The following is a 13,874-nucleotide window of genomic DNA, read 5'->3' as shown; positions in this document are numbered from 1 at the left end:
AAGTTGTTCCTGTAAACACAGGTCAAGCTACGGATATTGTATTACAAAAATATAAAGGAGAATTATCTGATGAACTTTTGGAAATTTTTTTAAATAATGATAGGGAATAGTTCTTTCATAAGTAATGGGGTAATGGGTCAAATTAGTGCTTTTGAAAAAAAGTATATTTTTAAGACTGATTATCAGCATTTATAAAACAAACAAGACCCGATGGCGCGGATTTGCAATCCGTGAAACATCCCAAAACATAAAAACAGTCACTTATAATGTGGCTGTGTTTTTATCGTAAATCATTAGTAATCTCGTTATTGATAAAATTGTTTTAAATCCAGAGGATTTTGTTTTTTAGTTCTATAAGAAATTATACAAATTTGGATCATCAATTAGAAAACCTTGTTTTAAATTGCTTCTCTAGTATTATACGCACAGATTGCAAATCTGCACTATCGGGTTTAAAACAGGCTATCATTATAGAGACAGCCTGTTTTTTTATAATCATATTTTTATTAAACTATTCTTTATTTTTTTAATACCATCCGTTGCTTCATAATGATAACTTTTAGAAGTAGTATTCAAAATTTTTACAGTAATTTTCTTGTCTAGTATATTAGAAGAACCTTTGTTATCTTCTATAACAGTAATAACAAATTCGCAATCAGATAACCATTTTATAGAACTTTTTAAAGTTCTCCCATTTTTTTTGTTAACCTCAATTTGTGTAGAATCAGTGCGAGTAATAATCCAATCATCACTATCTGAATATTTAAAAGTTCCTGTTTTAAATATTAAACAATCTTTAGATTGGGAAGAACAACTTGTCATTCCTAAAGCAAATAGCAATAATAAGTATTTCATATGAATGTTATTGTGTTAGTTTTCGAGTTTGAATTTTATAGATTTCTTTCAAATATAGAATAAAACTAATATAATATTAAGGTATATTGATATCTTAGGATGGAGCTCGCTATGCTTCCCGCTAGCGTCTCAAAGATTGGAGGATAAGAATATATAAATGATAAAAACCTGATAGCGCATTCTATATATTACTTTTGTACTAACGATACCTTTATCAAAAGGTACCAAGTATCGTTAACCAATTATAAAATAATGAGATGACAAAGAAATGCAATCCAGTTGTTTATTTTGAGATTCCCGTTACAGATATTGATAGAGCCATTCAATTTTACAAATCTGTATTTAACTTCACATTTGAAAGAGAAATCATTGATAAAAATGAAATGGCTTTGTTTCCTTTTGAAGAAGAAAACACCGGAATTTCGGGAGCATTAGCAAAGGGAGAAATCTACAAACCAACACATAACGGAGTTGTAATTTACTTCAATACAGAAAACATAGACAAGACCTTAAAAATAGCGATTGAAAGTGGTGGGCAAATGTTGTATCCAAAAACATCAAATGGAGACTTAGGTTTTGTTGCAGAATTTGAAGATAGCGAAGGAAATAGAATTGCCTTACATCAACCAATAAATTGATGTGAGAAAAAAATAACCACTAACATTATTGCCCAATACCCACTTACACAAGTGGGGGTGGGTACTTATATAAGTAGGTATGGTGATGATATACATGCCACAGGGGGTACTTATGGTAGTGGGTATAGTTTGTTATGATCTCGGTTAGGGGTACTTACATCAGAGGGGTGGGGTACTAAAAACAGAGGCAGCACTTGTGTTTAACAGAGGTGCTGCCTCTGTTGAACATAGGATTGACCTGTGTTTGAACAGGGGGAGGGGTACTTCTGCAGTGGGGAGAGGGTACTTCGTAAGTCCCCCCTTCTATCCTTCTCTAGTTTAAATCTTATTCTATAATATGATGGCTTAACCTAGTATTTTATGTTTACTAAGATGGTGCAGAAATGCTTTCTGTGCCGGGTATGAGTAATAGTTCAAAGAATATAGGAATGAAAAATCAAATCCTCCCCCTACTCTAACGCTTTACTGCCTAAAACTGGAAATAAATAAAGGGTTGAAAATCGGCCGCATAGGTTTGGTAACAGACAATTGCTACCGCTATCACGACTACAGCTTTAACAAGCATATTGCTTTTAATAAATGCGTTTTCTATCCAACCTTTGGTACGATACGGTAACCAGTGAGTAATATACCCCAAAAGCATAACAATAAATACAATGCGATACTCCCACAGTACAGCCAGGGCATTCTGCCAATCCATATTAGTGACCACTTGCTGATAAAAGCGATCAATATGATCCATACTGTTTCCTCTAAAATAGATACGGGTAAACGTAATAAACACAAAAGTTAGTGCAATTCTCCATAGCAAGACATACCAGGCCTTAGATTCTTCGTATGGACTTATCTTACGCCAATATTTGTACGCTACAATTCCGATACCATTAAGTCCGCCCCAGATTACAAATTTCCATGAGGCACCGTGCCATAATCCACCGACCAACATGGTAATCATAATATTTACATTTCTATTAAAATGCCAGGCCAATCTGGGTGAGAACAATGTAACAATAAGCATAGCCCCTATTCCCGAAGCTGCCAACAGTGCTATCGAATAATCAGATATCGCAAAAACTCCTAAAAATGTAAAAACCAGTATAAATGTATAAGAAAAAATAGAGCCATTGCGATTACCTCCAATAGGTATATATAAATAATCTTTAAGCCAGCTAGACAGCGAAATATGCCAACGTCTCCAGAAATCACCACAGTGAATCGCTTTATATGGCGAATTAAAATTAACCGGTAGTTTATAGCCCATAAGCAGTGCTAATCCAATAGCAATATCGGTATACCCAGAAAAATCACCATAGATTTGTAGTGAATACCCAAACATCGCCATGATATTAGTAAAACCAGAAAACATCTCGGGGACATCAAATACCCGATCCATAAAATTGGCTGCAATATAATCGGCAAATAACATTTTTTTGATCAAGCCCTTTAGGATCATAAAAGTTGCCTGGCCAAATTCTTTTTTGGTAATCGTAATCTCTTTTCTGATCTGAGGGACAAAATCTGCTGCCCTCACTATCGGACCAGCAACCAACTGCGGAAAAAAACTAACAAAAAACCCAAAATCAATAATCGATGTTAAAGGTTTGATTTGTTTTCTATAAATATCTACACTGTAACTAATCGTCTGAAATGTGTAAAAAGAAATCCCTACAGGAAGAATAATTTTATCTACTGTAAAGTAATCTACCTCGCTCCAGGTATTAGCCCATTGTGCCAGGTAATTAATAACTTCGTAATCGGTCTGAAAAAGGAAATTATACGATTCTGTAAAGAAATAAGCGTATTTAAAATAACAGAGTGTTCCCAGGTTAATAATCACACTTATAGCAACCAATGTTTTTTGAATCAAGACCGATCTACTTTTATAAATAGCTCTACCCAAAAAGAAATCATTAACCGTACTAAATAGTAAAATCCCTATAAAAAGGCCACTGGTTTTATAATAAAAAAGTAGACTTATGGCAAAGAGGTAAGCACTTCGTAAACTTTTTTTACTATATACTATAGCATAAATAAAATATATTACTGCAAAGAAAATCCAGAAGTTCGCCTGTGTAAAGATTAACGGAAAATCTTCTGAAAAAGAAAATATGTCAATAAGTCTATTCATTAATTACTTGATTCAAAATAGAGTTTGGCTCTAATTGCAATTCGCTTTCCCATGAATGCGCCAGTGCCTGTAACAAAAGATCTGCTTTTATACGATATCCCATAACCGTAAAATGAATACGATCTCTAGGCATTAGTTTATTTGCATACCAATCTTTTGAAGAATTAAAACCTCCCATAATTTCATAAAAATCCCAAACTGCCATTTTTTGCTCTTTTGCCACTTCATAGATAATCTTTTGAGCAATTCTGGTTCTCGGGTTCGGAAATTTCTTTTTATAATACGAATCATTAGGTACAGTAAGCAATACAGCACAATCAGGATTGGCCTTTTGTATTAATTTGATTAAATCTGTATAGTATGCTTTATACTCATCCGGATTAAAATCGGGGTGATATGCATCATTAGTACCAATGGATACTATAAATAAATCTGGCTTGTATAGCAATAACTGATCATCAAAAAAGCGGCATCTTTTATAATACGAAAAACTACCTCCATTTACCCCAATAGAAGTATATTGAATCCCATTATTATCGTTCATCAATTCGATACCCATCATCAAAAACTCGGCCTTTTCTTCATCTTTAATTTTGCGAATACAAAACTCAATTTCTTCAACACTTTTATATAATGTATATTCTATAAAATGTGCTTCTTTATTTTCTTTAATTACTGATACCAGCGAATCTTGTTTGAAAGATATCTCATAGTCATCACTCCAATTATCATAAAAAATTCTGATTTTATTAAAATCGTACATCTTTTCATGATAATTATTTCCATTTGCTATTATTTTCACATTCGATATACTGTCTTTAAAAACTGCTGTTACTCCCGATAATCCCCAGGCAACGCTGTCTTTTCGAACCGAACATCGATATCCTTTCCATTCGCCATCATATTTTACTCTATAATTACCAGGGTTATTCGTTTTGGCTATACTAAACGGATAAATAAATCCCCGTTGTCCTTTTGCAGTGGGGCTCATCATCTGAAGATATGATCGTAGGCGATTAGAATAAATATCTGCTTGTATATGAGATCCCCCAATATGAAAAACGTGCAAATTTTCTTTTCCACCTTTTGCAATTGTGTCTAATTTGCGAAAAAGTGTTTTAAATGCCGGTGAATTTTCTGCCATTTTTATGGTATTAGCTTTCCAATTCACAAAAGGATATTTATTCTGTATGGTATCTATAACATAGGTTTGTGCCATCAAAGGCAATGTTAAAAGCCATACATAAAAGAATAATTTGTTACGTGTCATCATGGTTATTAGGTTCTTTGAGGTCAAGGTATAGGGCTGTAAAAAATAGTTCTGAAATTATTTTGGTTCCTTTCCAGGTAAAATGCATATAATCTTTGGCGGTTAATTTTTCGTCTACCCATAATTTCATCGCTCCTTTTCCGCCCATAGCATCATACATACTCCAGTAGGCTACATTATTTTCCAGGCAAGTTTTCATTAATTCAGCATTAAGATACGGTAATAATGGGTAGGTTTCCATTTTACCATTTACCGGAAGACACATATCTGTAGGCCCTATAAATAAAACGCTAGTATTTTTTGCTCGTCTTCTAATCCAATTTATCTGTCTGGCAATTCGCTTAGTATACTTGGTTACATCGGTAGAATCTTTAAGATATGGCATCGTATTACCTCCATATTGCATAATAACAATTTTGGGTCTTAATTGCCTCATCATCTGCCCGTAAACAGCTGCATTAGAATTTGCAAAAACGGTTCCCGAAGCTCCCCGCATCGCTACATTATCGATTTGCACTCTAGACCCTCCATCCAATGTTAATCCATAAAAATCGGCGCTAACTTTACCTTCCAATTCAATTTTAAGATCTGTAGGTGCAGTCGCTGTTCTTATTTTATATTGATGGTATTTGCCATCTGCAATCAAATCATCTTGCTGAATTAAAACTCCATCATTATATACCGATACCTTGATCGGAAAGTTACAATTACCATAATGCAAACCAATATTGGTAAAATACCTGAATTTTGCATATGCTTTCTTAGACTTCCCTATTTTTAAAGAAGCTTTGATGATTGGTAAAGAATCAACCATAGTACTATCCGGCAGCTCTTTTTGATATCCTGTAAAACGAGAAACAGAAAGATAGGCACCATATTTTCGATGTGAAAACTTTTTTTGGGTTGGGTCAAAAAGCGCATAACGTTGCCAATTTTCGCTTGGTTCTATAATAGCACTTATTTGGTTATACACAGGTAACACAGGAAGAAACCCAGGGCCACTACCCCCGTACATCCCCTGAAGTCTGTTACGAAGATATCCTGTAATACGATCTCCTTCGATCTGAGAATCACCATAATGTATAATCCTACATGATCTAGAAGATAGCTTTTCTCTCAACTCATTTGCAAAATCGGGATTACTCTCGGGGTATTTGATCCTAACAATACGAGTTGTATCAATTTTTGAGAAGTCAGGAAGCTTTTTGATTTCCTCTGTTAAGCCAATATCTTTTTTACTTTCATCGGTTTCGATATCCAGAGGAGTTACAATCTGAGTAACCTCTAGAATATCTTGCCTTGTAAGTGATGAATCTTTTTCTAATCCCAAAAATGTAGTGTGTGTAGGGTATTTAACCGAAATCCCTTCATACGAGAATCCATCATCCTGTGTTTGAGCTTTTTGAACTCCTCCTTTTTGACTTAAAAACATGAGCCCAAATAATGCTCCTAATACGAATAGGATAAATAATGATATTTGAATAGGCCTGACTCTCAATGTTTCCCGGGGATATTTCTACTTTTTAGTAAAAATAGAAAGATTTTAGAAACTACCAAGGTGATAGATATATAAAGATGAATCTAATTGTATACATTTATGACAATAAAACGTTAAGAAAACTAAATATCTTATAACTTTTTATAATTACCTCAGCATGAAGAGCAGACATCTTGTTTACATCATACTACTTTTTTCAAGCCAATTTATCTGTGCACAGTATGAAATTTCTGGTCAACTATCAAATTATAATGAGCTTTGGCATGATAAAATTTATATCGCGTATATAGAACCAGGCGAAAACCACAATATCGCATCTTCCCGTCAAATTATTAATTCTACAACACTGGATATAGATGGGAATTTTCTTTTTAAAGGGAATAATTTACCGCCTGGAAATAGCATGATAAGAATTTACCTTGTAAAAAACGAAAAAATCGAGGTCATGTTATCCCATAAGCCCAGAAATCATATTTTACTTGTTCTGAACGACAAATCTAAAATACATATAAAATCTTCAGATTTTAGTACTAACCCTCTTGATTATATAATCACAGGGGATTTTGAAAAACAAAATAATAAAATAAAAGAGCTAGAATTATCGCTCTACAATATAAACAACCAAGATTCTAGTCCTTATCTAACATCTAAAAAAGGGCAAACGTTAATTGCAAAAAAAAAGAACCACATTATTAAAGAATTCTGTAAATCAAACAACTACCCACTTGTAAACATAATTGCAGTTCAAAAATTAAATATTGAAAAAGAGTATGCAAATGATGTTGATTTTTACAAAGAGCTTCTTTATATGTTAAAGAAAAGTGATAAAGAAGCATTACCCTATGTTGAGGCATTTAGTAAAAAAATAGATGTAATTGAATATAAGACTAATAAATACAACTTTTCCTTATTTAAAGATATTGCGATTATTCTCCTTTTCTTATTCGTAATTATCTTAATTATCTACATTTTTAGTCTGAAAAAGAAAATTGCCTCAATATCACCGACTAATATTCAATCCAAAAAATATGAGTTTGCAGATTATGACCAATTAATTAAATCCCTTACCAGACGCGAAAAAGAAATACTAGAACTTATCATCCAAGATTATCAAAATAAGGAAATTGCCATCCAACTTCATTTAGAAGTTTCTACTATTAAATCCCACCTATCAAAGATGTACACCAAACTTAATGTTAAAAACAGAAATGAACTTAAAACAATATTACCATCTTAATTATCAAAGATAACTAGTCCTTTTTTCATACTGGTATTAGTTCTTTTTTAGTCTTATTTAAATATTTGGGCTCTAGGTGAAGCTATACTTTTGTTTCAACTTCAAAAAATAAGATTAATGAAAAAAATCACAATTCTTTTTAGCTTCATAATGGCAATAAGCCTAAGTTGTACTAATGATAACGTTAAAACTTTGCCACAGGTCACTAACAAAACTTCCTTAAGAAAGGCTATCGAAATCCCGCTAAAAGATATTTATAATAAGCCTAATCCTGAAATACCTACAATTGCATCTCTTAAAGGAGATGTTATAATTTTAGATTTTTGGGCTACCTGGTGTAGCCCATGTATTGCCGAATTTCCTAAGAATAATATATTATATAATAAATACAAGGATAAAGGAGTAAACATTATTGCCATTACAAATGACCCTAAAGAAAAGTTAGAGAATTTTCTAAAAAATGTTGATCTTGATTTTTGGATTGCCAGAATAGAAGGCAAACAAACCCTTAAGGATTATGAGATTCAATCTTTCCCAAGTATTGTAATTATCAACAAAAAAGGTGAAATCGTTCATAGAGGTAGACGTATTACCGAAGAATTAATAGAAGAGGTTTTAACAACAGATACCATTGCTCTTAAAAAACCAACAGAATCAAAAATGAGCAATGACTCTAAATCGTTGGGAATGTCATTTGATGGTGGGTTTTATCCAGGTGAAGACCCTGCTTATATTGATTTAATGATAAATACAAACAGTAATACATCTGAAGCATCCCGCAAATTAATTGACAAAGCAAATATTAGAAGTTTTGTAATACGCAAATCACCATATCAAAAAAGTAATATTGCTGGCTATAGCTCAAGGAATAGTGCTGTTGGGATTACAATTGTAGGTAACGAGTTAATTAATATTTTTAAAATAATTAATAATATTCCTTCAGAAATTCGAATACAAAATAAATCCAAAGACACTTTTGCTTATGACATCATATATTCTAAAAACGAAAAAGGAAATGATATAAGAAAAGCATTTAAAGAAATACACGAAGAGTTATTGAGTTATTTAGATATCAAATTTAAAAAGGTTAAGGATGAACATTTAGTGAACAAATTAACGGTTACTCTTCCTAATCAATATATTATTACAAAAGGTGAATTAGAAGAAGGAACCTCAACACTTTATACTCCTATTAAACGTCTTATACCACTTCTCGAAAACACATCTAAAGAGTTTTTTACTTCTGATATGGACTTAAAAGATAAATTAGTCTACACCTACGGCATGAAATTAAACGAAATCAAAAAAGCTACCGACCCCATACACGAAATTAGATTGCTTCTTCAAGAAAAAGGAATTACAATAACAAAGGAAAAAGAGCGTATTGAGACTTTTGAGATTACCGATTCACAATAATCGTTTTTTCTTCAAAACGTAAATTCGATGTAAGAAAATTTACGTTCAAAAGAAAGTTTTAAGAGAGTGATCAAAAAGCAACTCATAGTATCGTAGTACATTATACTTTATATTCTCACAGGTTTTGAAAACTTCAAAATCATTGTGATACAAGAGTCAAAAAAGTTGTTACTTGTTTATTTTAAGTCATATTGACTATGATAGTTTTACAAGTTCAGACTAGGGTTACGAGTAAAAAACCTACCAGTAATGATATTACATAAAATAATCATCAAAAACATCGTATAAATACTACAAAAAAAGCCGACTTATAAAGTCAGCTTTTTTCATTACCAATTATGTTTATGATAAGTTCTATAAAACTAATTAATTCGGAAATTGAGTTCTTATTGTTCTTCTGTCGGCTCCAGTTATTCCTCCCCAAGCAGCAACAACCGGGTCAGTAAAACGGGCAGGCATAAAACTCACCGCATCATGATGTTGAAAACCAAATGTGTGACCAATTTCATGAAGCATAATATAATACCTTGAAGCTCTGGTTAATGCTGCATTCCCGGGGTTAACATAGGTTTCATTTAAATGAATGTCATTACCAACTCGTCCGTCAGCCTCTGGAAACTGTGCAATCGCTGCTGAAGTATCCCAACCTGGATCTGGTGCTTCTCTAATCACTAAATCGGCAGTTGCTCTATTAAAAACACGTGTCATTGTAATAGCATTAGTAGTACCAGACCAAGCTCTTGCAGCTCTCCTTGTTGCAGAAGCCCAATCAGCAGAAACACTTGGAGCTATATAATACCTCACATTTCCTGCTCTCGCCAGAGAAGCAAATCTTGTAAAGCGATCTGCTTTAGCGCTATGTCTGCAGACACTAGAGTTTTCCTGTTGTTCTATTTCAATTAATTCTTCTTCAACGGCTTCTATATCATCTTTTTGACATCCCGTAATGGTTATCGCCATTAATATAACAACCGATAACATTTTTATGCTAAATCTAAATATTGATTTCATTGGATTACGATTAAAAATTATACAATTAAATAATCGGATGTGCACTCCGGACTAATTGTGTTAAAAGTAAAAACATAAATGCTAAAAAAATGTGATGCATGGGACATTGGGACAACGATCACAATTGTGGTTTGCAAAAAACCATGAAATAAGAAATTGATTATCAATTTCTTAACAAAATCAACTACTCCTATACCATAAAAATTTGGATGAAAAACTATTTCTTTTTTTTATATAACTAAATAACAATGAACACTAAACCTATTTACCTGATCATAAAACCTCTAATCCCCTCTTAATTACTTCAATACAATCACCAAATCATCTGCATTTACCATAGTACCAGATTTAAGAACAATTTTCTTAATCACGGCATCTTCATTGGCTGTGATGGTGGTTTCCATTTTCATGGCTTCGATGATAAATAGTGGATCATTTTTCTTTACGTCCTGACCAATTTTGACCAATACAGAAGATAATGATCCTTGTAAAGGGGCACCTATCTGTTTAGCATCGACCTTATCAATTTTGGCATGTATTACCTTATCTACCTTAATCGAATGATCTTGTATCTCTACATTTCTGGTTTGACCATTTACTTTAAAAAATACAGTTACTTTACCATCATCATTAGGTTTTCCTACCGATATTAATTCTACTAACAGTATTTTTCCCCTATCAAGTTTTATAATAATTTCTTCTCCGGGTGTCATTCCATAAAAAAAGTTTTTGGTTGGGATGGTCATCACATTACCATATTTTAAGTGATGATTGTAGGCTCCTGTAAAAACTTTTGGGTATAATTTATAAGAAAGGAAATCTGTAATATCCAGTTCTCTTCCCATACCTTTTTTGAATATTTTGACAAACTCTGTAAATTCGGTTTCAAAATCAACAGGTTCCAGATGTGCATTGGGTCTGTTTGTAAACGGTTTTTGATCTTTTAGAATTGATTTCTGAAGGTCTTTTGGGAATTCGCCAACGGGCTGCCCTAATTCTCCTTTAAACAAACTAACCACCGATTGTGGATATGAAATAGTATCTCCCCGTTCTTTTACATCTTCTATCGTTAGGTTATTACTCACCAGATATTGCGCCATATCCCCCACTACTTTAGAGCTTGGTGTTACCTTCACAATATCTCCAAAAAGCTCATTTACCTCTCCGTACATTTTAGTAATTTCATGAAAGCGATCTGCTAATCCTAATCCCTGTGCTTGTGGTTTTAAGTTAGAGTATTGTCCTCCTGGGATTTCGTGTTGATATACTTCTCCTGTTCCTGCTTTTAGTCCAGACTCGAAAACATAATAATATTCTCGTACAGCCTCCCAGTAATTAGAATACTCATTTAATTTAGAGATATCCATAACATTCTCACGCTCATGAAATCTCATCATTTCTGTTATTGCATTAAAATTAGGTTGTGCTGTTAGCCCTGATAATCCTCCTAAAGCAACATCTACAACATCTACACCTGCTTCAATTGCTTTAAGATAAGTTGCCGATTGTACCGAAGAAGTATCATGAGTATGCAGATGTATAGGGATATTAATTTCGGATTTTAATGCCGAAACCAATTCATAAGCGGCATATGGTTTTAGCAATCCTGCCATATCTTTGATTCCCAGAATATGTGCTCCTGCATTTTCGATATCTTTGGCCAGTCGAATATAATAATCGAGAGTATACTTCGTTCGATTTGGGTCTAAAATATCTCCTGTATAACATAAGGAACCTTCGGCAAGGCCCTGTGTTCTGGTACGCACATGTTCGATACAGGGTGCTATGGATTTCATCCAGTTTAAGGAATCAAAAATTCGAAATACATCTACTCCATTCTCCCAGGATTGTTCTACAAATTTCCCTATCAAATTATCGGGGTATGCTGTATATCCCACTCCATTAGAGCCACGAATCAACATTTGAAGCAATAGATTGGGCATTGCTTCTCGTAGCGAACGAAGTCTTTCCCACGGATTTTCTTTAAGGAAACGAAGGCAGACATCAAAAGTAGCTCCTCCCCAAACTTCCATACTAAAGATTTCGGGATGATTTTTAGCAAATCCTTCTGCCACTTTAATCATATCATAGGTACGCATTCTGGTTGCCAATAAACTTTGATGCGCATCACGCATTGTAGTATCTGTAAAATGAATTTTCTTTTCATTCTTGAGCCATGCTGCAAACTTCTCTGGTCCTAATTCGGTAAGTAAATCTTTGGTTCCTTTTATATATCCCGAGGTTTCATCAAATTTTGGAACCGTAGGTACTACAAAAGTTTTGGTATGGTCAATCTTTTTAACATCGGGATTACCATTTACGATAATATCTCCTAAGAAATTAGCTAATTTGGTTGCTCGATTACGAGGTTCTTTAATCGTGAATAATGATTTAGTATTCTGAATAAAATTAACGGTTACCTCTCCTTTTCTGAAGGTTTCGTGTCTTAGGATATTTGCTAAAAACGGCATATTGGTTTTTACACCACGTATTCTAAACTCAGACAGCGCTCTTAACATTTTTCTACATGCGCCATCAAGAGTTCTACTATTTGCCGAAATTTTAACCAACATCGAGTCAAAGAATGGTGAAATAGTTACTCCCTGATACACACTACCAGCATCTAACCGAATCCCAAATCCAGAAGCACTACGATAAGTTGTAATAGTCCCATAATCGGGTTTAAAATCATTCTCGGGATCTTCTGTTGTAATCCTACATTGTAGTGCAAATCCTGTTGTTTTTATGCTCTCCTGACTTTCAATTTTAATCTGCTTATCAGATAATTTATATCCTCCTGCAATAAATACCTGAGCTTTGATCAGGTCTATTCCTGTTACAATTTCTGTCACCGTGTGTTCTACCTGTACACGAGGATTTACTTCAATAAAATAAATACTTTGATCTTCATCAACCAAAAATTCTACAGTACCGATATTATTATAATCTACTGCTTTACATATTGCAAGAGCATACCTATACAAATCCTGTTTTATAGATTCGGATACTCCAAAAGAAGGAGCATATTCGATTACTTTTTGATAGCGTCGTTGTACCGAACAATCACGTTCAAAAAGATGTACCATATTACCATGATGATCTGCCACGATTTGTATTTCGATATGTTTTGGGTTCTCTACAAACTTCTCTAGAAATACGGTATCATCTCCAAAAGCATTTAAGGCTTCTCTTCGTGATTCTGGGTATGCTTTTTCGAGCTCTTCATCATTTCGAATCACTCGCATCCCTCGGCCACCACCTCCAGAAGCAGCTTTAAGCATTACCGGATACCCAATACGTTTAGCTTCTTTTAATGCTATTTTTACATCTGTAAGATCCTCTTTGTTACTTTCTATGATAGGAATATCATTCTCGATCGCCACTTTTTTAGCGGTAATCTTATCCCCCAGAGAACGTAAAACCGATACTTTGGGTCCGATGAATATAATATCATTTTCTAAACATTGTTGTGCAAATTCTGCATTCTCAGAAAGAAATCCATACCCAGGATGAATTGCATCTACATTATTGCTTTTGGCAACCTTTATAATAGCCTCTACATTTAAATAGGGCTTTAATGGTTCATTATTTTCACCAATCTGATATGCCTCATCTGCCTTATACCTGTGTAAAGAATATCGATCTTCGTAGGTATACACTCCTACTGTTTCTAATCCAATTTCTGTACAAGCTCTAAAAATACGGATTGCAATTTCCCCTCGATTAGCTACTAAAACTTTTTTGATTTGCATGATATAAATTATGAGTTAAAACCATTTTTAGCGAACATTCGCTACGAAGATATTCATAACAAAAATGCT

At 33.6% G+C, this 13,874-nt stretch carries 9 protein-coding genes; 3 read left to right on the top strand and 6 right to left on the bottom strand.

Going from position 1 to position 13,874, the window contains the following annotated elements; translation table 11 throughout:
- Positions 1–495 precede the first annotated feature (495 nt).
- The gene (locus tag Z053_RS0120045) at positions 496–855 is read right to left on the bottom strand and encodes a hypothetical protein (RefSeq protein WP_035096460.1); all 360 of its coding nucleotides are present in this window, start codon (positions 853–855) and stop codon (positions 496–498) included.
- Between the two features lie 257 nt (positions 856–1,112).
- On the opposite strand from Z053_RS0120045, the gene Z053_RS0120040 reads away from it, so the two are divergent.
- Positions 1,113–1,493, top strand: a complete 381-nt coding sequence (locus Z053_RS0120040) for a VOC family protein (RefSeq protein WP_025666757.1) — start codon at positions 1,113–1,115, stop codon at positions 1,491–1,493.
- A gap of 469 nt (positions 1,494–1,962) precedes the next feature.
- Here Z053_RS0120040 and Z053_RS0120035 read toward each other — a convergent pair whose 3' ends face one another.
- From Z053_RS0120035 to Z053_RS0120025, 3 genes are read right to left on the bottom strand one after another with little or no spacing between them, the layout of a single operon-like run.
- Entirely contained in the window at positions 1,963–3,621 is a 1,659-nt protein-coding gene (locus tag Z053_RS0120035; protein WP_025666756.1) for an MBOAT family O-acyltransferase, read from the bottom strand.
- Positions 3,614–4,894, bottom strand: a complete 1,281-nt coding sequence (locus Z053_RS0120030; RefSeq protein ID WP_081748303.1) for a GDSL-type esterase/lipase family protein — start codon at positions 4,892–4,894, stop codon at positions 3,614–3,616. Before Z053_RS0120030 ends, Z053_RS0120035 begins: the two co-directional genes overlap by 8 nt.
- Positions 4,881–6,323, bottom strand: a complete 1,443-nt coding sequence (locus tag Z053_RS0120025) for a GDSL-type esterase/lipase family protein (protein WP_206539220.1) — start codon at positions 6,321–6,323, stop codon at positions 4,881–4,883. The genes Z053_RS0120030 and Z053_RS0120025 overlap by 14 nt, the downstream gene beginning before the upstream one ends.
- A gap of 223 nt (positions 6,324–6,546) precedes the next feature.
- Here Z053_RS0120025 and Z053_RS30385 point away from each other — a divergent pair, with 223 nt between their 5' ends.
- Both Z053_RS30385 and Z053_RS0120015 read left to right on the top strand, forming a co-directional pair.
- On the top strand, positions 6,547–7,626 hold the full coding sequence (locus Z053_RS30385; RefSeq protein WP_025666753.1) for a response regulator transcription factor: 1,080 nt from the start codon (positions 6,547–6,549) through the stop codon (positions 7,624–7,626).
- A 117-nt stretch (positions 7,627–7,743) separates the two neighbouring features.
- Positions 7,744–9,042 carry a TlpA family protein disulfide reductase gene (locus tag Z053_RS0120015; RefSeq protein WP_025666752.1) on the top strand — a complete coding sequence of 433 codons (1,299 nt, stop codon included), beginning with the start codon at positions 7,744–7,746 and terminating at the stop codon, positions 9,040–9,042.
- A gap of 366 nt (positions 9,043–9,408) precedes the next feature.
- On the opposite strand, the gene Z053_RS0120010 is transcribed toward Z053_RS0120015, so the two are convergent.
- The gene (locus Z053_RS0120010; protein ID WP_025666751.1) at positions 9,409–10,053 is read right to left on the bottom strand and encodes a matrixin family metalloprotease; all 645 of its coding nucleotides are present in this window, start codon (positions 10,051–10,053) and stop codon (positions 9,409–9,411) included.
- Positions 10,054–10,352: 299 nt separating this feature from the next.
- Positions 10,353–13,805: a pyruvate carboxylase gene (locus Z053_RS0120005; RefSeq protein WP_025666750.1), complete on the bottom strand. Its 3,453-nt coding sequence runs from the start codon at positions 13,803–13,805 to the stop codon at positions 10,353–10,355.
- Positions 13,806–13,874: the final 69 nt, after the last annotated feature.

This window comes from Aquimarina megaterium XH134 (assembly GCF_000520975.1).
Lineage (GTDB): Bacteria > Bacteroidota > Bacteroidia > Flavobacteriales > Flavobacteriaceae > Aquimarina > Aquimarina megaterium.
Note: the sequence above shows the minus strand (reverse complement) of the source record. Positions and strands in the feature narration are given on the sequence as shown.

Excerpts from the sequence above, each read along its gene's own strand:
- Z053_RS0120030 (WP_081748303.1), bottom strand. The coding sequence starts at position 4,894 with ATGATGACACGTAACAAATTATTCTTTTATGTATGGCTTTTAACATTG.
- Z053_RS0120025 (WP_206539220.1), bottom strand. The coding sequence starts at position 6,323 with ATGTTTTTAAGTCAAAAAGGAGGAGTTCAAAAAGCTCAAACACAGGAT.
- Z053_RS30385 (WP_025666753.1), top strand. The coding sequence starts at position 6,547 with ATGAAGAGCAGACATCTTGTTTACATCATACTACTTTTTTCAAGCCAA.
- Z053_RS0120015 (WP_025666752.1), top strand. The coding sequence starts at position 7,744 with ATGAAAAAAATCACAATTCTTTTTAGCTTCATAATGGCAATAAGCCTA.
- Z053_RS0120010 (WP_025666751.1), bottom strand. The coding sequence starts at position 10,053 with ATGAAATCAATATTTAGATTTAGCATAAAAATGTTATCGGTTGTTATA.
- Z053_RS0120005 (WP_025666750.1), bottom strand. The coding sequence starts at position 13,805 with ATGCAAATCAAAAAAGTTTTAGTAGCTAATCGAGGGGAAATTGCAATC.
- Z053_RS0120040 (WP_025666757.1), top strand. The coding sequence starts at position 1,113 with ATGACAAAGAAATGCAATCCAGTTGTTTATTTTGAGATTCCCGTTACA.
- Z053_RS0120045 (WP_035096460.1), bottom strand. The coding sequence starts at position 855 with ATGAAATACTTATTATTGCTATTTGCTTTAGGAATGACAAGTTGTTCT.
- Z053_RS0120035 (WP_025666756.1), bottom strand. The coding sequence starts at position 3,621 with ATGAATAGACTTATTGACATATTTTCTTTTTCAGAAGATTTTCCGTTA.